The sequence below is a fragment of the Bacillus sp. SSR7 genome, assembly GCF_055902415.1.
In genome coordinates this window covers 97,015-116,473 of record NZ_JBVVXV010000009.1, presented here as the reverse complement: position 1 = coordinate 116,473, position 19,459 = coordinate 97,015, and the positions used below count along the sequence as shown (strand labels likewise).

Annotated in this window: 20 protein-coding genes; 6 read left to right on the top strand and 14 right to left on the bottom strand. The window is 35.5% G+C overall.

Translation table 11 applies throughout. From position 1 onward, the window contains the following. Positions 1–120: 120 nt before the first annotated feature. Positions 121–1,368, bottom strand: coding sequence for a cell wall-binding repeat-containing protein (locus tag AC0NJG_RS17060; RefSeq protein ID WP_087953833.1), 1,248 nt, complete (start codon positions 1,366–1,368; stop codon positions 121–123). Between the two features lie 173 nt (positions 1,369–1,541). On the opposite strand from AC0NJG_RS17060, the gene AC0NJG_RS17055 reads away from it, so the two are divergent. After that, positions 1,542–2,219 (top strand): response regulator transcription factor, encoded by a 678-nt coding sequence (locus tag AC0NJG_RS17055; protein ID WP_087953834.1) that lies wholly within the window; start codon positions 1,542–1,544, stop codon positions 2,217–2,219. An 11-nt stretch (positions 2,220–2,230) separates the two neighbouring features. Then, positions 2,231–3,622, top strand: coding sequence for a sensor histidine kinase (locus AC0NJG_RS17050; RefSeq protein WP_087953835.1), 1,392 nt, complete (start codon positions 2,231–2,233; stop codon positions 3,620–3,622). Positions 3,623–3,635: 13 nt separating this feature from the next. On the opposite strand, the gene AC0NJG_RS17045 is transcribed toward AC0NJG_RS17050, so the two are convergent. Beyond that, positions 3,636–4,157 (bottom strand): dihydrofolate reductase family protein, encoded by a 522-nt coding sequence (locus AC0NJG_RS17045; protein ID WP_087953836.1) that lies wholly within the window; start codon positions 4,155–4,157, stop codon positions 3,636–3,638. 64 nt (positions 4,158–4,221) lie between these two features. On the opposite strand from AC0NJG_RS17045, the gene AC0NJG_RS17040 reads away from it, so the two are divergent. Beyond that, positions 4,222–5,217, top strand: coding sequence for a helix-turn-helix transcriptional regulator (locus AC0NJG_RS17040; protein ID WP_140168789.1), 996 nt, complete (start codon positions 4,222–4,224; stop codon positions 5,215–5,217). Positions 5,218–5,246: 29 nt separating this feature from the next. On the opposite strand, the gene AC0NJG_RS17035 is transcribed toward AC0NJG_RS17040, so the two are convergent. From AC0NJG_RS17035 to AC0NJG_RS16980, 12 genes are all read right to left on the bottom strand, one after another. After that, complete coding sequence (locus AC0NJG_RS17035; RefSeq protein ID WP_087953838.1) at positions 5,247–6,671, bottom strand: DUF4367 domain-containing protein; 1,425 nt, start codon at positions 6,669–6,671, stop codon at positions 5,247–5,249. Continuing rightward, positions 6,637–7,194 (bottom strand): RNA polymerase sigma factor, encoded by a 558-nt coding sequence (locus AC0NJG_RS17030; protein WP_087997425.1) that lies wholly within the window; start codon positions 7,192–7,194, stop codon positions 6,637–6,639. The genes AC0NJG_RS17035 and AC0NJG_RS17030 overlap by 35 nt, the downstream gene beginning before the upstream one ends. A gap of 179 nt (positions 7,195–7,373) precedes the next feature. Continuing rightward, complete coding sequence (locus AC0NJG_RS17025) at positions 7,374–7,808, bottom strand: HIT family protein (protein ID WP_087997426.1); 435 nt, start codon at positions 7,806–7,808, stop codon at positions 7,374–7,376. Between the two features lie 62 nt (positions 7,809–7,870). Next, positions 7,871–8,248, bottom strand: a complete 378-nt coding sequence (locus AC0NJG_RS17020) for an OsmC family protein (RefSeq protein WP_087953841.1) — start codon at positions 8,246–8,248, stop codon at positions 7,871–7,873. Further along, complete coding sequence (locus AC0NJG_RS17015) at positions 8,223–9,644, bottom strand: amino acid permease (protein ID WP_087953842.1); 1,422 nt, start codon at positions 9,642–9,644, stop codon at positions 8,223–8,225. The genes AC0NJG_RS17020 and AC0NJG_RS17015 overlap by 26 nt, the downstream gene beginning before the upstream one ends. Positions 9,645–9,849: 205 nt before the next feature. Further along, positions 9,850–10,494, bottom strand: coding sequence for an amino acid ABC transporter permease (locus AC0NJG_RS17010; RefSeq protein WP_087953843.1), 645 nt, complete (start codon positions 10,492–10,494; stop codon positions 9,850–9,852). Further along, positions 10,495–11,151: an amino acid ABC transporter permease gene (locus AC0NJG_RS17005; RefSeq protein ID WP_087997429.1), complete on the bottom strand. Its 657-nt coding sequence runs from the start codon at positions 11,149–11,151 to the stop codon at positions 10,495–10,497. A 100-nt stretch (positions 11,152–11,251) separates the two neighbouring features. After that, the gene (glnH, locus tag AC0NJG_RS17000; RefSeq protein ID WP_087997430.1) at positions 11,252–12,082 is read right to left on the bottom strand and encodes a glutamine ABC transporter substrate-binding protein GlnH; all 831 of its coding nucleotides are present in this window, start codon (positions 12,080–12,082) and stop codon (positions 11,252–11,254) included. Between the two features lie 12 nt (positions 12,083–12,094). Then, the gene (locus AC0NJG_RS16995; RefSeq protein WP_176364573.1) at positions 12,095–12,823 is read right to left on the bottom strand and encodes an amino acid ABC transporter ATP-binding protein; all 729 of its coding nucleotides are present in this window, start codon (positions 12,821–12,823) and stop codon (positions 12,095–12,097) included. A 141-nt stretch (positions 12,824–12,964) separates the two neighbouring features. Further along, positions 12,965–14,425 (bottom strand): alanine/glycine:cation symporter family protein, encoded by a 1,461-nt coding sequence (locus AC0NJG_RS16990; RefSeq protein ID WP_000387160.1) that lies wholly within the window; start codon positions 14,423–14,425, stop codon positions 12,965–12,967. Positions 14,426–14,584: 159 nt separating this feature from the next. Then, positions 14,585–15,556: a phosphotransferase enzyme family protein gene (locus AC0NJG_RS16985; RefSeq protein ID WP_143880780.1), complete on the bottom strand. Its 972-nt coding sequence runs from the start codon at positions 15,554–15,556 to the stop codon at positions 14,585–14,587. A gap of 23 nt (positions 15,557–15,579) precedes the next feature. After that, complete coding sequence (locus tag AC0NJG_RS16980; RefSeq protein ID WP_327905017.1) at positions 15,580–15,723, bottom strand: type II CAAX prenyl endopeptidase Rce1 family protein; 144 nt, start codon at positions 15,721–15,723, stop codon at positions 15,580–15,582. A gap of 18 nt (positions 15,724–15,741) precedes the next feature. Between AC0NJG_RS16980 and gerKA the strand changes: the two genes are divergently transcribed. Genes gerKA through gerKC form a run of 3 tightly spaced genes read left to right on the top strand, consistent with a single transcriptional unit; the run spans position 15,742 to position 19,436 of the window. Next, positions 15,742–17,244, top strand: a complete 1,503-nt coding sequence (gerKA, locus tag AC0NJG_RS16975; protein ID WP_087953849.1) for a spore germination protein GerKA — start codon at positions 15,742–15,744, stop codon at positions 17,242–17,244. After that, a complete protein-coding gene (locus AC0NJG_RS16970; RefSeq protein WP_000185776.1) occupies positions 17,225–18,331 on the top strand; it encodes a GerAB/ArcD/ProY family transporter in 1,107 nt (368 codons plus the stop codon). Before gerKA ends, AC0NJG_RS16970 begins: the two co-directional genes overlap by 20 nt. Then, complete coding sequence (gene gerKC, locus AC0NJG_RS16965) at positions 18,312–19,436, top strand: spore germination protein GerKC (protein ID WP_143880779.1); 1,125 nt, start codon at positions 18,312–18,314, stop codon at positions 19,434–19,436. The genes AC0NJG_RS16970 and gerKC overlap by 20 nt, the downstream gene beginning before the upstream one ends. The last annotated feature ends 23 nt before the right edge of the window (positions 19,437–19,459 follow it).

Below are 19,459 nucleotides of genomic sequence, written 5' to 3'. Positions count from 1 at the left end.
CTCCATAAGAAAATCTAACCCGAATGCACGAGGGCTATTATATAACGAGTAGAGAGTTTTGCTATGTAAAAGTTTCCTAAAGAAAAAGACGCTACCTTAGCAGCGTCTTCTCTCATTTTATTAATGTCCACCGTGCCCTTGACCACTTTCTTGCACAATCTCTAACCTCTCATCCAATATACCTTGTGTTTCAAATGAAATATCACTCGTACTTCCTAATAAGAAGCCGTGGTTATACGGTCCAAGCGTTGGGTCATCTTTAAACTTCGGTTGAATAGTAGCAAGGAAATCATACACTGGTTGTGAAGCTTTACCTTCTTCTAATAATACAACAGGTGCGTGTTTACCCATATGTGAAAATGGTGCTCCTGCAACTGCTAAGTCTGGTGTTTTGCTTGAAACAAATGATAAACCGTGGCCTGGTTTTGTGAACCCCCAGCCAAATTTCGTTTTCTCATCTTTAAACTTCGCAAATGCAACCGAATTTTCTGTTGGAGTCTCTCCACTAATACGCGTTACTTTCCCGTATTTGCTTAACTCTTTTTCTACTTCTTTTGAAATGATTTTTTCTGGTCCTAATACATATATATTTGCTTTATCTTTTCTCATCTTTAATGCCTCGATCGTCGCTTCCGGCACTTTATTCTTTTCTGTATAAAGTAGTGGTTCTGGCATATGAGAAATCCAGTTTACAGCTGGTGTTGTATATAAACGCCCTTCCTCTTCTGATGAGCCGATAATAACACTATTCGGATAACTACCTGTTATATCCGCATACTCTTTATCAACATCTTTAGCAAAGATGGCTGGATCCGTTTCCTTTATTTGCTTTACTTTATAATCTTTTAATTGCTCCAGGGTAGATGCACCTACATCCCCCATCACCATAATTTGTGTTCCATCTTTCGTTCCGAGCGGATTTAGCCGTTTTATTTCTTTTAACGTCATCTCGGGTACCTTTTCTTTTTCTATAAATAGAATTGGTCCGTTATTCGGATGATGAATAAGGTCTGCACTTGCAATACCTAATTTCCAGTCGTTTACTGGTACTAAAATAACAGCGCCTGGCTGATTCTCTTTATGTGTTGCTGGCCATATCGTCTGCGAAGTTAATACTGCCATTTGCAGAGGATCATTTGTGTTTAATCTCGTTACATTTTTTAAACTTGTCGTTAATAAATCATTTGATGCACCTTGATTCATTTCTTTCGGTGCAGTTACCTCCTGATTCATTTTCATTTCCTTCTGCTCTGTTTTCTTCTCTTCTTTCGATTCATGATTTTTATGATCTGTATTTGTTTGTCCACATGCCGCAAGACCAACTGCTGTAATTATTGTTATCCCAAAAACTCGGGTCATTTTTTTCACTATACCGCCTCCGTATAAATCATTTTCGAGCCAATATCATTACCTAAAATGGAATTTCAACTTTACAATAACAAGCAATTCTGAAGAAATTATGCAGACGCATTACAATCTGCACCATTTCTTCATGATTTTGCATTACAATTTAAGTAAAGATTACATATGGAGGGCTCTCTATGATTGATATACTGCTCGTAGACGATGAACCGAGAATGCTTGAATTATTAACGCTTTATCTTACTCCCATTGGATATAACTGCATCTGTGCACGATCCGGAGAAGAAGCGATTTCACATATAGAAAATCAAAATTTTAAATTTGTTTTACTCGATATTATGATGCCAACGATGGACGGATGGGAAACGTGTAAAAAAGTCCGCTCATTTAGTAACGTTCCTATCATTATGGTAACAGCTCGTGATCAAACGGTAGATGTCGTCCAAGGATTAAAAATCGGAGCAGATGATTACGTAACGAAACCTTTCCATGAAGAAGAGCTTTTCGCGAGAATTGAAGCTGTTTTAAGGCGAACGAATCAACGGACGCAAATCCAATATCACGGCATTTTATGGGATGAGGCAAAGCATTTCGTTTCTGTCTATAACGAAGAACTTCTTCTTACACCAATTGAATTCTCTTTACTCGGATTATTTTTACGTCATGTGAACTACGTATTAAGCCGTGATCAGCTCATTGAACGAATTTGGGGATTAAATACAAATACAGAAGATAGAACTGTTGATTCACATATTCGTAATTTGCGTGATAAATTACGAAAAGTAAATTTCCCTATTAATGATCATTTAAAAACGGTGTACGGAGTTGGTTATCGATGGATTGATACTCTAGATTAAGGAGCAAAGCAATGAAGCGAATTTCTATTCAGCTCGGATTTTATTTTTTGATTGTTACACTTTTAATCGAAAGTGTTCTATTTGTCTCGCTTTATTATAGCCTTGTCAACAATAGAGTAAATGAAGAAATGACAGCTTTATTAAAGCGCGGAAATAGTCACAGAGATGTCCTTGAAAAGTATTTTGATCAGCAAACAATTTCCCATGTTGCACTAATGGAATCCGAAGCAGAAACCACTGTTGTTATTACAAATGCAAATAAGGATGTACTAGCTAAATCCAATGAAATAAATACTACTATAAAAAAGCATATTGAAAAGATGCAAACACGGACAGATCATGACGGAGCGATTATAGAAAATCACTGGAAAACATCTAATTATATATGTACAGTTAGTCCTATCATAGTATCTGGAAAACATGAAGGGTATGTGTATATGTTTCTTGGGACAGAATCCATTGAAAAGTTGGTAAATGGATTAACGAAACAATTCATTATTGCTGGTGCCATCACATTTCTACTCACAGTCATTACCATTTTTCTTTTATCTCGGTTATTAACAAAACCATTGTTACACATGAAACATGCCACTGAAAAAATGAGTAAAGGCGATTTATCCGTTTCGTTAACGACTACTCGAAATGATGAAATTGGTGAACTAGCCTCATCAATTCAAACGCTTGCTAATGATTTACATTATATGAAAACAGAGCGAAGTGAATTTCTAGCAAGTGTTGCTCATGAATTACGAACACCTTTGACATACGTAAGAGGCTACGCTGACATTGCTTTAAAAGAAACAACATCTCCCAAGCAACGTTTACGATATTTATCTATTATAAAAGATGAGTCTGATTACATTACAAACTTAGTTCAAGATTTGTTTTCACTTGCACAAATGGAACAACATAACTTTTCTATTCAAGTAAAGGAAGTACATTTACACACTTTCCTTACTCGCATAGCCGATAAAGTAAACGCCATGTATAAAGAAAGATACATTACAGTTTCTTTCTCTTGTCCTCCTACACTGCTAGTAAACTTAGATGAACAACGATTCGAACAAGTTGTGGTGAACATTTTAAATAACGCTTATAGACATTCAAAAGAACATTCTCACATCCGCATTTCTGTTATAGAAGAAAATAAACGTATCACCATTACAATGGAAGATGAAGGTGAAGGTATTCCGTCTGAAGACCTCCCTCACATTTTCGATCGGTTTTATCGTGTTGATAAAGCAAGATCACGAGCTACAGGTGGAACTGGTTTAGGACTATCTATCGTGAAAGAAATTGTAGAATTACACGGCGGAAATATTGCTGTAACGAGCGAAGTCGATCACGGATCTTGCTTTATCATTTCATTACCATCTGTAAAGAAACACGACTACCATCAGTAATCGTGTTTCTTTATCATTTTACTTTATAATATAAATTTACAAATTGCCCAAAACGTTTCGTATCCGTTAAAGTTAAATTAATTTCCGGGTTCTTGTCTTGAAATAACGGAACTCCAGAACCTAATATATGTGGTGTAATCGTAACAACATATTCATCAATTAGATTATTCTTAAAGAACTCTCTCAGTAGACTCCCTCCACCGACCATCCATATTTTAGATCCTTCTTGCTCTTTCAACCTTTTCGTAAACTCCACTACATCTTCACTTACAAACTCCACGTATTCATTTGAACCTTTTTCTGAGTTAGAAAAAACATAACATTTTTTATCTACATACGGGAATGGTTCTATATGCTCTACTACATAATCGTACGTTCTTTTTCCCATAATTATTGTATCAATTGTTTCATACATTTCTGTATAACCGTTATCTCCCTCTCCTTCTGTTTCCATTAACCACTCTAAATCATCATTTTCTTTCGCAATATATCCATCTAAGCTCGCCGCAATAAATAAAACGATTTCACGTGACATATCTTTTCCTCCTTGTATCTCATCTTGATAACATATGATGTAAACAATATACTAACAATAAAACATGACAATTTATGTCACGTTAAAAAGAAAAAAGGTGATACATTTGTCAAAAGCTAAACGCTTATTAGATATTCTTATATTTGCTTCTGCCAAAAAGGCATTTACAGCGCAAGAAATAGCTGATGAATTTAATATCTCCGTTCGTACTGTCCATAGATACATTTTAGATTTGAGTGATATGGGATTACCCATTTATGCTGAACAAGGTCGTAACGGCGGCTATAAAGTATTAACGAATAGAGTCATTCCACCTATCTTATTTACGGAAGAAGAAGCAGTCTCCATCTTTTTTGCATTTCAATCTTTAAGCTACTACCGAGACTTACCTTTTAATACAGAAATCAATTCCGTTACACACAAACTGTACAGCTCTCTACAGCATGATGCGAAAACGAAAGTTGATAAAATACGTTCTTATATCGCTTTTTGGAATCCGAAGAGAACAATTGATACCCCTCTTTTAAACGAAGTGTTAACCGCGGCTATTGAAAATAAAGATTTACACTTTCAATACGAATCTAAATCGGGGATAAAAACAAAACATGTTCATCCTATCGGTGTATATGCTCATGATGGGCTATGGTACTTACCATCCTACGACTTCAGTAGAAAAAAAGTATTACTGTATCGCGTTGATCGTATTCTTTCTATATTATCAACAGAAGAAAGTGAAAATACGTTCATGAATTTAGAAGAATGGTTTGACTCTAGCTCTAACGTCATAAACATTCCTATCCAGTTACATGTTTTATTAACGATAGAAGGTGTGCGCCAATGTAAAAGCGTGCCTTACCTTGAAGAATTCGTTGTAGCAAACGAAGATGGGACAGGATATATACATTCAACAATTGATAAAGGTGAAATTAATTTTATTACCCCCTTATTTTATAGGCTTGGAAAAGATGCAAAAGTGTTAGAACCGAAAGAATTAATAGATGGTTTACGTATACGTGCGAAAGAGATTTTACATATGTATGAAGACGAAAAAAGCTGCTAAATATAAGCAGCTTTTTAGTCTCTTTGTTACTATTGACGAATATCAATCCACCAACGATATTCCGCATTCATATTTTCAGTGCCACCATTCCCTCTGTAATGGAAAGCATCAAGGAAGATTGAATCTAGTTTATCCTCATCTACAAAATAACCTAAGTTAACTTTCATCGTTTGTCCTGGTCGGATACTGCCAATATTGTAAAAGCTTTTTCCGTCTCCGTGAGGTTCCAAGTAATCAACTTCCCCCGTCATAATACGCGTTGCGTCCATTCCCTCTTCTTTAGCGTATTTCCATGCATTCCCTTCAAATTTAAGCTGTTTTATGGATGGATGCATATAGATTTCTTCTGTCGACTTTTTACCAATATTTTTCACTGTTGTTGTTAAATAGACAAATTTAACATTAACTAATTTCGAATCTACTAATGTATCAATTGAATCTTTACCATTCCCTAATTTATATTCATCTCGTCTGTACGATAGTAATTTTCCAGTCTGATCTAAAGCCTTAATCTTGCTTAATATCTCTAGGCCAAGTTCATTAAAGTTCTCTTGTTTAAAATCTTTGATTGAATCAAAGACTTCAACTTTTTCTATCACATATTCAATTTGGCTGTTATCCATAGATATCGTTACTGGAACCTTTTGTCCTATATGAAATAGTCGTTTACTATCTTTTTTCAATGGAATCACCTTATTTTCTTTCGGTTCAGCTGCTTTGGTAAAACGATTTTCATCATAATCTGCTATATATGATGCCTTTTCTTTTGACGTTGGCTCAAGTGAAATACTCCCTAACACATCTATCATTTGTTCTTCGTTTACATCGGATCCAATATAACTTTCTAGCATAATCCCTTCTTTCTCAAAAAAGAGAAAGACCTTTCTGTCAAACATTACGTTGTTGTTTCCAGTTTCTTTATGGACAATTACTGCTTTCCTGCCATTTATCTCTTTTTCTTCATAACTTTTTGAATATAAAGTTTGAAAATCCGCATTTTCTCCCACTCTCGAAAGAACGAATGAAAATCCACCCATTGCGTCGTTATCTTTAAATGAATATTTCATAGCAGAATCATCAATTGCTTCCATATTTTCTGGCAATTTACCTATTTTCAACTTATACCACTTATCACTCTTTTTTGAGTCCTTATTTGTTACCGAAACATTTACTTCGTAATTTTGTTTTTGGACAATCATATTGTAGACTTTTACTGCACCAAAAACTGTTGTCGGCATACCAATTAATAAGCAAGCAGCAGCGATTAACATACGATGTTTTTTACGCTTTTTCTGAGGTTGTCCATCTTTCAGCTTCATTTCCTCCATAAACTGTTTCTTTTTGCGCGTATATGTATGTGAAAATTCATGTTGTTCTTCGAGTTTATCGAAATCATCTAAAGCGATTTTTTCAGCAAGTTCATATATTTCTTTGGAGTTCTTTGAATTCGTCATGTTGTATACCTCCTATCATATTTTGGACTCGTTTTCGAGCGCGTTCAAACTGCTTGCGGACATTGGCCTCCGTTATCCCCATGACACTTGAAATTTCTTGATACGTTAAGTTATAGAAGACTTTGTACTTAAACACCTGTCTGTTAGATTCATTTAACTCTTTTAGCAATGTATCAATTTGAACCTCGGACATTACACGTTTTTCCCACTCTTCAATATTTTCATCTACTGTTTCTGTTGATTCTCTTTCATATTCTTCTAAAAATGTTTCATGTCGTCTATTTTTCCGGTAGCTATCAATCGCCTTGTTTTTCGCAACCCTCAAAATGTATCGTTTAAGCTCTTCAGTACTCAAGCTATGGAGCCTTTCCAAGTTCTTATAAAGAGTAATAAACGTCTCTTGAACCGAATCTTCGGCCTGCTGAATATTATTTAAAATAGAATACGCTACATAATAAACTTTTTGTTCATACAACTCATATAGCTCTTCCATCTTTTCATAATCGTTGTTTGTAACTTTCATATAATTCCTCCTCTCACTCTATATAACGAATGAGCGCTAAACTTTGTGACACTGTAAAATCTTTTTATAGATAAAATTTAATAATAGAATAAACAAAAGCCCAATTTCTCTATTTTAACTGAGAAATTGGGCTTTTTAATATTAGAATTTTCCTGACTGTATCTCTAAGAAAAATTCTTTTACACCTTTTCAATATGTAGTATTTGCTCTATCGCTTCTTTTAATAAATGCTTTGTCTCTTCAAAGTTATGATTCTGTTTTTCTCCCGATTGTACCATATAAAACTCAGCAAACGAGCGCTCTTTATATCTTGGTACGACATGCATATGGTAATGTGTTAACTCGTTAAATACTCCACCATTTTGACAAACTGTAACTCCATCTGGTTTATATAATGCCTTAATCGCTTTTGCAATTAGCTTAGAAGCATCCATAATGGATTTTGCTACAACATCATCTACTTCATCTACTTCTACAACATGTTGTTTTGGCACAATTAAAGTGTGTCCTGTATAGAAAGGTTCATGATCTAGAAAGCATGTTACATAGTCATCTTCATATATTTTATATATAATTTCTTCTCCACCTGCTAATTTACACCCTAAACATTCCATCATATTTCCCCCTTTATTAAAAACATAAAAACGTGAGAACCATATTCTCACGTTTTTATGTTTCACTTTATTAGTTCAATTGTTTCCGTAACTTTTATACTATCTTTTACTGATTGAACAATCGTACAATTTTTCACTGCCAGTTGCAGTGCCTTGTCCAACTGCTCTTCTGTAATGTTTTGTGCTTTGATTTTATAGTGCAAATGAACACTTTCAACTGGTTTTGATAATGCTTCACTTCTACCAATTTCCGTTTCAATTGTAAACGTATCATATGTAATACGTTTCTTTTCTAAAATTGTTCGAAAGACAATTGCACTACATCCTGCGATTGAAGAAATGAGTAATTGTAACGGTGAATACCCGTTTTCTTTTCCAATCGCTAATTGACCATACGATAAATCTGCCTCAATATCATCTTGTTTGATGGTTAGTTTCATTTGTTGTCTCCACCTTCATCGGTTTCTGCCGTTTCTTATTTATATAATAATATATGTAGCAGAAAATGATAAATGGAATACCACAATATAACGCCATTCTTTGTTCTGGAATAAACGCTAAACTAATAACAACGATACTATTTGTAATTAAAGCTAAAATAGGAACAATTGGATATAACGGTGTTTTATATTTTAAATCCTCTAACTTTCCTCCGCCTTTTATATACTGACTTCTAAAGCGCAGTTGCGACAGGGCAATAATAATCCAACTTGATACAGCTGATAAACCAGCTATCGATAATAAGTACATGTATACTGTATCTTCTGCAAGGAAACTTGTTAATAAAGATAAAGCAGCTACAGCAATTGTTACAACTAGCGCTGTAATTGGAATACCACGCTTATTTACTTTCTGAAAAGACTTTGGTGCCATTCCTTCATTAGCAAGTGACCATAGTATACGCGTCGCTGCATATAATCCAGAGTTCGCTACAGATAATAACGCAGTAATAATAACGAAGTTCATAATATCAGCTGCGTATGGAATACCAATTTTATCAAATACAACTACGAATGGACTTTCAATTACACCTGCTTCTTTCCAAGAAATTAATCCTACTAAAATCGTCATTGTTAAGATGAAGAATAACATAATGCGCCATACTGTATTACGGATCGCACGTGGAATTGTTTTTTCTGGATTTTCACTTTCTCCTGCTGCAATCCCGATTAACTCTGTTCCTTGGAACGAGAAGTTAACTGTAATCATTGTAAGTAATACGGCAGCTAGTCCATTCGGGAAAAGTCCACCATCGCTTACAAAGTTAGAGAAAAGAGGTGCTGCTTCTTTTCCGTCATATGATATAAACCCTAATAATGCACTACCACCAAGAACAACAAACGCAAGAATTGTAACTACTTTAATACTAGAGAACCAAAACTCTAATTCAGCATAACTCTTCGCTGAGATAGCGTTTGAAGCATATAAAATAACGCCAAATACAAGGCACCATACCCAAACATCAACATTTGGAAACCATCTTTTCATCATTAAACCGATTGACGTTAACTCTAGTCCTACTGTTACTGCCCAGCCAAGCCAATATAGCCAGCCGATCATAAAGCCCGTTCCTGGTCCAATAAACTTCGTCGCATACTTTTGGAAAGAACCTGAAACTGGCATCGCTACCGTTAACTCTCCAAGACAAAGCATTGTTAAATACATAATAAATCCGCCTACTAAATATGAAAGGATGGCTCCCCCTGGTCCAGCCTGATTAATGGTGTAACCTGAACCTAAGAAAAAACCAGTTCCGATTACACCACCTAGTGCGATCATAAATAAATGTCTACTCTTCATCGTACGATGTAATTTCTCATTCGTTGGTTGCTGCATCTAAATCCTCCCCCTACCAATACCCCTATGTCTTGTTAAAATTTTCTGATAATAAAAATATACACGAAAGCGATTACATTTTCTATATAAAATTAAAACTTTTCTGATAAAATAATATAAAAAATCGAATTATTGCAAGATTTAGATTCTATTTAGAGGAAAATAAGGATAAACAAGGAAAAAACCCTTACATATATTGTAAGAGTTAACGGAGTTCTAACCTTCTCGATAAAATTGATAAACTATAATTTACGATAAAATACATACAAGCTACTACTATAAACGTCGGAATCATATAATTTACATTTTGTCCGCTAATAATTTGAGCATTATGAATAAGCTCTGGGAGTGATATAACGACTGCTAGCGCTGTATCTTTCAGCAATGAAATAAACTGACTGACAAGTGGCGGGACCATTCTTCTTAATGCTTGTGGCAAAATAATATGCCAAAGCGCTTGCACATACGTTAACCCGGAAGACCTCGCTGCTTCGATTTGCCCTTTTTCGATAGATAATAGACCACTTCGAACAATTTCAGATATCATTGCAGCTTCAAATATTGTTAAAGCAACAATTGTAGCTGTTATAATTTCTAATTTCAAGCCTGCTTCTGGAAGTGCAAAATACGTGAAAAATATAATTAAAAGTAGTGGTAAGTTTCGAATCACTTCAACGATAACTCCTAATATTTGTGAGACGATAGGGATTTTCATGTAGCGCAATATTCCTATTACACTACCAATAATAAAGCTAAGTATAATCGCTACGAGCGCTACCTCTAATGTGATGAGTAATCCTTTTAATAAAAACAAAATATGATCACCTGTTATTGCTCCCTTAAAATCCATTTACACCGCCTCCTTTGCTAAGCGTTTTTCTAAATAACGCACTAGCATACTGAGCGGAATTGTTAATATTAAATAAAACATCCCAACAAATATATAGACATCGAACGTAACAAACGTCTTCGTTGAAATTAAATCTCCTTGATACATTAAATCCATACCAGCGATAATTCCGAGTATGGAAGAGTTTTTTACTAAATTGAGAAATTGATTTCCTAGAGGAGGGATTACGATTTTCATCGCCTGGGGTAAAACGACATAGTACATTGCTTGCGTATACGTCAGTCCTGAAGAACGCGCTGCTTCCATTTGCCCCTTCGCGACTGATAAAATACCAGCACGAATGACTTCGGCAATAAACGCTGCAGTATATACGGTAAGCGTAACTGTTCCTGCTACAAAACCATTTAAAGTAATTCCTATTACAGGTAAAGCGAAATAGAATATAAATGCAATTAATACGAGCGGAATATTTCTTACAAATTCTACAATAGTAGCTCCCAACCAATTTAAAATGCGAATCGGTGCAATACGCATTACCGCCAAAATTACTCCTAAAATAAAGCTTCCTATTAATGCAATTACACTAGACAACACTGTATATTTAAAACCCTCTACATACATATCAATGTTATTCGTTAATATAGAAAAATCAGGCACATATTCTCCCCTCTTTCTTTACAAGAAGAGGATGAGCATCCCTCATCCTCTCACTCTTACTCTTCAATAGGAATAAAGCCCCACTAATTAAAGTTTCACTTTACTTCTCTTGTTTTTGCCCAATCCATTTCTCATACAATTTATCGTATTCTCCATTCGCTTTCATATCTTTTAGCAAGCTATTAATCTCTTTCGTTAAATCATCTGCACCTTTTTGCACTGCAATTCCGTACGGCTCATCCGTAAAAATTTTCCCTACAACTTCATAATTTGAATCTTGTTTTGCCATGCCGTAAAGAATTGCATTATCTGTCGTTAAAACATCACCTTTTCCTGCTTTTAACGCTGTAAATGCCTCACTGTAATTTTCAAATTCTAATACAGTCGCTTCTGGTGATTTTTGGCGAATATTATTTGTAGATGTTGAACCTTTGACAGCTAACACTTTCACGCCCTTTTTCACATCATCAATACTTTTAATATTGCTCCCTTTTTTCACGAGTAACGATTGCCCTGCTTTAAAATATACATCTGAAAAATCGACTTCTTTTTTACGTTCTTCTGTAATTGTCATTGTTGCAATAATTGCATCAATGTCACCGTTTTTCAGTAGTGGAATACGTGTTTTAGACGTTACTTCTTTTAATTCTAATTTCTTTTCATCCCCAAGAATCTTTTTCGCAAGCGCCTTTGCAACATCAACATCAAATCCTTCTACCTGCCCTGTCGAAGGATTTTTCAATCCAAATAAGTTCGTATCATTCTTCACCCCAACTACTAATTTCCCGCGCTTCTTAATTTGCTCAACAGCACCGCCTTGCTTCGTATTCGTTTCTTTCGCCTCATCTTTTTTACTTCCGCACCCAGCAACGACAAGTACAAATAAACATGAAAATACAATTAAGGTGAAAATTTTTTTCATTTTAAGCATAAAATTCCTCCTTTAATGATTTAACACTCGGCTTAAAAATAAACGTGCTCTTTCTTGTTCAGGGCTCGCAAAAAATTGCGCCGGTGTTGCATCCTCAATAATCTTGCCATCATCCATAAATAAAATCCGATCTGCCACTTCTCGCGCAAATCCCATCTCATGCGTGACGACAACCATCGTCATCCCTTCTTTAGCTAGCGTTTTCATAACATCAAGTACTTCCCCGATCATCTCCGGATCAAGAGCAGACGTAGGCTCATCGAATAGCATAATTTCCGGCTGCATCGCAAGCCCTCTAGCAATTGCCACCCGTTGCTGTTGTCCTCCAGATAATTGATGTGGATACACGTTAGCCTTCTCTGGAATTCCTACTTTCTCTAGGTAAAACATGGCTGTTTTTTCTGCTTCCTCTTTTGAAACTTTATTTACTTTAATAGGTGCTAGTGTAATATTTTGAAGAACCGTTTTATGTGGATATAAATAAAAATGTTGAAAGACCATTCCGATATTTCGGCGTAATTCATTCATATCTGTTTTCGCATTGTGTACCTCTGTATTTTGTACAATTAACTCTCCATCTGTAATTGACTCTAACTGGTTTATACACCGGAGTAATGTACTTTTCCCCGATCCTGAAGGCCCAACAACTACTACTACTTCACCTTTTTTCACTTGCACATTAATATCTTTTAAAACTTGAAAGTTGCCATAATATTTATTTACGTTACGAAACTCTATCAACATACTCCCCCCTTCCCCTAACAAAGCATGTACATTCTTTTTATATTCAAAAATAGGCAAAAAAATAACTTCCAGCCACATTTTATCCATAAAAAAAGCAAAGGGATTTTCCCTTTGCTTTTTCATTTCTATTCTATTAAGTTAAGATACTTCTTCTTTCTTATCTTTTCCGTATTCATGTTCCCAGAAATCAGCATTTTTAATTCCCAATGGCCCTGGATCGAATACTGGATCTTTTCCTTCTTTCTTCTGCTTTTCATAATCCTTTAATGCAACTAATGCAGGTTTTTGTAACAATAAAATCGCAATGATATTTACCCATGCCATAATCCCTACACCGATATCACCTAAAGCCCAAGCCGTTGCTGCTGTTTTTATACAACCGTAGAATACAGCTCCTAAAAATACAAATTTTAATACCATAGACATCCAAGGACGGTCTTTATCACGATTTAAGTACGCGATATTCGTTTCTGCAATGTAGTAATACGCCATAATTGTTGTAAATGCAAAGAATAGTAAAGAGATTGCAACGAAACCGTTTCCAAATCCAGGGAAAACAGATTCTACCGCCGCCTGTGTATATCCTGGTCCTGGCTGAGCACCGTTTAGTTTATTAACGATAAAGTTTTTTCCGCTTGCATCAAATACGTTATACATGCCTGTAATAATCATCATAAATGCTGTTGCTGAACAAACAAATAATGTATCAATGTAAACGGAAAATGCTTGCACTAAACCTTGCTTAGCCGGATGTGATACTTCGGCTGCTGCTGCTGCGTGTGGTCCAGTCCCTTGTCCTGCTTCATTGGAATAAATACCACGTTTGACCCCCCAAGAGATTGCTAAACCGATAATACCACCGAAAGCAGCTTCTAATGCAAATGCACTTCTTATAATTAACATAAATGCTTCTGGTAATTTTTCAATATTCATAGCAACAATGACGCAAGCTACTAAAATATAGCCTATTGCCATAAACGGTACGACAACTTGCGCTACGTTAACAATTCGCTTTACTCCACCGAAAATGATAAGAGCTAATACGACAACTAATATAGCCCCTGATACGGTAGTGTTAATTCCAAAAGCTGTTTCTAAACTTACGGCAATACTATTTGCTTGCACACCTGGCAGTAAAAGCCCCGTTGCAAGAATTGTCGCTGCAACGAATACTAAAGCATACCATTTAACTCCTAGACCTTTTTCGATGTAATAAGCAGGTCCACCACGAAACTGCCCTTGATGTTTCGTCTTATATATTTGCGCGAGTGTTGATTCTACATAAGCTGATCCTGCACCTAAAAAGGCTACTGCCCACATCCAAAATACAGCTCCTGGTCCACCGAATGCAACCGCTGTTGCTACCCCAGCGATATTTCCTGTTCCAACACGTCCTGATAACGAAAGTGCTAACGCTTGGAATGAAGAAACACCAGCTTCTGATTTTTCTCCTTGAAATGTCAGCTTCACCATTTCTCCTACATGTCTTACTTGTAAAAACTTCGTTCGAATAGAAAAATATAAACCTACTCCCAAACATAAATAAACAAGTGCTGGACTCCAAACAATATTATTTAACCAATTCACAAAAGCTTCCAACATTCCCCCTCCTCTTTTATAAAGAATATTCAGAATATATATAAAATTATAAGTGTATACCGAATCTAGGACAATATTATTTTAATAAAGTAAACATATTTTTGTATAAAAAAACAAAGTATATATTTGTTTTATATACTTTGTTTTGAACTAAATGTATTATATATTCACAATTGCTTCTCTTTTTATAATTCTTTCGTATAGCTCTTCTGATAATTTCAAGAAGTTATCAGGCATATCTTTCCCTTTAAACTTCTTTTGAAGTGTTCCATATAAACCTATATCACGTAAACGTAAAAATAGTGATAACGATTCATACCAACTATCAACTAGCCTATGCTCATATTCGTATCCCTTTCTTAACACTTGTAACTGTTTACGAGCGAATGTCGTCTTCTCCTCCACTGTCCACGGTGTAAATAGAACAGAGTAATAGAGAACCATCGCTAAATCGTGTATAAAGTAATTATAAGCCACATCATCAAAATCAAAGATCGTTAGCTCTTTTCCATCATAATGAAAATTACCTGGATGAATATCACCGTGCATAAGACCGAACGTTTCTCTTTCAACTGGAAGAGCCTTAATTTCATCCATTAATACCGCTGCAATCTTTTTCACTTGATCATCTTCTAATTCATTAACAATCCCACTCTCATCTTCTTCCCACGTATCACGATGATCCGTTTCAGGATAGTTCATTGTTAGACGATGCAGTTGTCCAATCGCTTTTCCCCATGCTTCAAAGAGAGGCTCGCCCCAATAAGGCGATTCTTCTCCTTTTACTTGCTCCCCTTTTGCATATGTAAATAAGGAAGCGAAAAAGAAAGTTCCATCCTCTGCTCTGATTTCTTCTACAAGATTTTGAGATGCTGAATAAAGGGGACCTGCTACCTTTGCTCCATTCTCCGCAACATATCGTAAAAAATCTAGTTCAGCTTCGACTTCTTTTTTAGAACGATGAGAAGAGTGGGTTAAACGCAATACGTAATCTTCGCCACGATCATCCTTTGCCTTAAAAATATAATTTTCAAAATCTCCAAGTGGCTTTTCTTCCACTGTTACATGAAATGTCTTTGCTGCTCTTGCTAAAATTTCTTTTGTAAAAACACGTTCTACAGCTATTTCCATATGTATCCCTCCTATATATCTTCTTAATTCGACATAAATGTGAGAAGTACTGCTATGAAATTGAATAATGCGTGGGCAATCATAGCCGATAAAATAGAATTTGTTTTCTCATATAATCCAAGCATAAATTTCTCACAAAAAACAAAAATTAACAGAAGTAACTTTATTCTAAAGAGGTGGAAATTATGACAGAGCAAAAAGAACAACAAGAGAGTACGGATCAAAAGCTTATGTTTCCATCACTTCCGGAAAACATTAATTATATCGAAAATAAGCTCTGTCATTCAGACGATATAAAAAAATTAGATCTCCCTTTTCAAAACGGAAAAGGAACAATCCTATATATCGAATCTTTAGCAGACCCAAATCTAATTCATCAATTAGCTCTTGAGCCTTTATTGACGCGGTCAGATTTGGCTTTAGATAAAGCTTTTTCTACATTAAATATGAAAAAGGAAACGAATTTAAATTATGGCGTGCAGCTCTTATTACAAGGTAAATCTTTATATTTTCATGAGCATGTCGAAAGCTTTTGCATTTTTGAAACGGCTCTATCTTTAAAAAGAGATATAACAGAACCTGATAATGAAGGCATTGTCCGCGGACCGCATACTGGTTTTGTAGAAGATTTAGCAACCAATTTAGCTTCCATTCGTAAACTCATAAAAAGTCCAAACGTCGTCGTTACATATTTCACACTTGGTGAAGAAATGCATACGAAAGTGGCAATTGCTTATATGCAAAACATAGCGAATGACGATTTAGTTACAGAAGTAAAAAGAAGGTTAGAAACGATTAAAACGGACGCACTCATGCCTCCGGGATACATACAAGAATTTATAGAGGATACGTCTTTCTCACCCTTCCCGCAGCAATTAAATACAGAGCGCCCAGATAGAGTCGCAGCAAACTTAATGGAAGGACGAGTTGCTATTTTATCTGATGGAGATCCAACAGCGCTTATCGTTCCTGTTACGTTATTTGCTTTCTATCAATCACCAGACGATTATAATAACCGCTGGATTGTCGGTTCTTTCGTCCGAATGATTCGCTTAGTGAGCTTTTTAATAGCCTTTCTCTTACCAGCTATATATATCGCAACGGTTGCTTTTCATCCTGATGTGTTGCCACTTGAACTCGTTTATACAATTAAAGCTTCATTAGAAAAAGTACCGCTCCCTCCTATTTTTGAAGCTCTCTTAATGGAACTGATTTTCGAGTTATTACGAGAAGCTGGTATTCGTCTGCCAAGCCGCGTTGGACAAACAATCGGTATTGTAGGCGGTTTAGTAATTGGTGATGCAATTGTAAAAGCCGGACTCGTTTCTTACACAATGATTATCGTTGTAGCTTTAACTGCTATCTCATCTTTTCTCGTTCCATCAAACGATATGAGCTCAGCAGTTCGAATTCTTCGTTTTCCATTAATGATTCTTGCTGCCATATTCGGATATGTAGGAATATCATTCGGTCTCATTATAACTTTCGTTCACTTATGTCAGCTTCATTCTTTTCATACACCATATCTTTCTCCTGTTGCACCAATGCGGATTAAAGATATGAAAGATTCTTTTGTAAGACTACCAATTTGGTCATTTTGGGAACGACCACATGATCCCAAACCGAAAAAAATGCAGCGCCAACATGTAACGAGAGAGGATGAGGACGGTGACAAACACGCAAAGTAAAATTTCGCTAGTTCAATTTACCTTTTTCGTTATTCAATGCCAAATTGGAGTGGGCATACTTTCTCTCCCAAACCGTCTTCACCCAATAGCAAAAGGTGGTGGATGGATTTCCGCGCTCATCGCCGGGCTTGCGATTCAGCTTATTATTTTACTTATGTGGCTTTTCTTAAAACGATTCCCTGATGCAGATATGTATGAAAGTGTTTGTATGCTATTTGGTAATAAGTTTGGAAAACTATTAGGCTTTGCTTATGTTTTTTATTTTACCCTTATCGGTATGACAGTTATGTTAAATGCTTGTAATGTCATTAAAGTTTGGATTTTACAAGCTACTCCTTGGTCTGCCATTCTCATGCTATTTACAATAGCTTGTTGTTATGTAGCTTATAACACTTTTAAAGTCATCGTACGATTTTATGTCATGGCCTCTATCCTCATTATTCCAATGGCCCTTTTAATTGCCCTAGGGCTTTCCCGAGCTGATTTCTCTTATATTTTTCCCATTACAGAAGCCGGCTGGTGGAATATAATTCAAGCATCCAAGGAAACAATTACAGCCATGTATGGTTTTGAAATCATTCTTATCGCTTTTCCAAAGGTAAACGGGAGTTCTGTAGCAAAACTAAAGGCAATTTCTATCGCCAATGGATTTGTAACTCTTTTTTATACTTTTACTGTTTGGATTTGCTTTATCGTATTTAGCCCAAAGCAAATTGAGCTTATTCCAGAACCAGTTGCTTACTTATTACGCTCCTTGCATATCGGGATTATAGACCGAACTGATTTACTATTCATACCAATTTGGATGATAACCGTTGTAGCTTCTATCGCTAGTTATTACTGCGCTGCTTCTATAGGAATTGGACATATATTCAATCTTGGTAATCATAAAAAGGCTGTCCCAATCGTTGGTATTATTGCTTTTAGTGTAGCCCTATTTATCGATACACCTGAAGAATTAAAAGTGATTGCAACTTTCACAGATAAGTTCACCTATATTTTCATCGTTGTCCTTCCTCTTTTATTTCTACTTTATTCAGTAATAAGAAATAAGAAAGGAGAACAGTATGTTCAAAAGAAGAGTTAAATTACTTTTTGTATTAAGTACTAGTGCATTCCTTGCTGGCTGTTGGGATCAAGAACCATTAAGGGAAGCAAGGTTAGCTTATAGTATTGGATCTGATATTACAGAAGAGGATAAACTCCAGCAAACAATCGAGCTCGTAAAAAGTTCAAGCGGAGAGCAATCTTCATTCGAAAATGAAATACATTCAGCGACGGGTCATAACATAAGGGATACAAGCGATGCCCTAAAAAAAAATGTAACTGGAAATATTCGTTATTTCAAATATGGTGTTCAATTACTAGGAACCAAAATTTTAAAAAAAGGTATACTCCCCTATTTAGATGTCAGCTTTCGGGACCCAACAAATCCAACTGCTTTAGTAAAGCTTATTGCAGTAGATGGTGAAACATCCGAGATACTAGAAAAAAAGAAAGTAGGAAATTTACTAATTGGAGATTTTCTAAAGAAAAAAGTGAAAAGCTTAGAAGATATGAGTGTATTTCCAAAAGAAACTTTAGAAACAGCTGCTACAAAAATGTTAGATCCCGGTAAGGACTTTACCCTCCCTTCTATAAAAATAAAAGGAAAAGAAGTAATTACAAACGGATTAGCTTTATTTAATAAAGACAAATTAACTGGGCATTTACCTTTGAAACAATCTGTTTTATTCGTGTTATTAACCGGAAAGATGGGAACAAGTGCCCGTATAACTCAAAAACTTACTAGCGATGAATCTGAGAAGACATCTGACTATTTAACAATGGAAGTGAGCAATCGGAAATTAAAACGGGATTTAAAAATAACAACAGATAAAAAAGGAAATGTTTATGCTCATATTAAGCTGCAATTAAAAGTTATAGCGCTTGAAGCTCCTAGAGATAACCTTTATAAAATGGATGAAAGAAAAAAGCTAAATAAAAAATTATCGAAACAACTTACAAAAGAAGCGAAAAAAATAACAAATAAACTACAAAAGGCAAATTGTGATGCTTTCGGAATTGGTAGACATCTTATCGCTTATCATCCTGACCTATGGAAGAAAAAAAATTGGAATAAAGATTATGCAAAAGTAAAATTTAAGCCTGAGGTAGAAGTAAGCATTTTGTATAGTGGTGTCTTAAAATAAAAGGTTGTATGCCACGCGGGCAT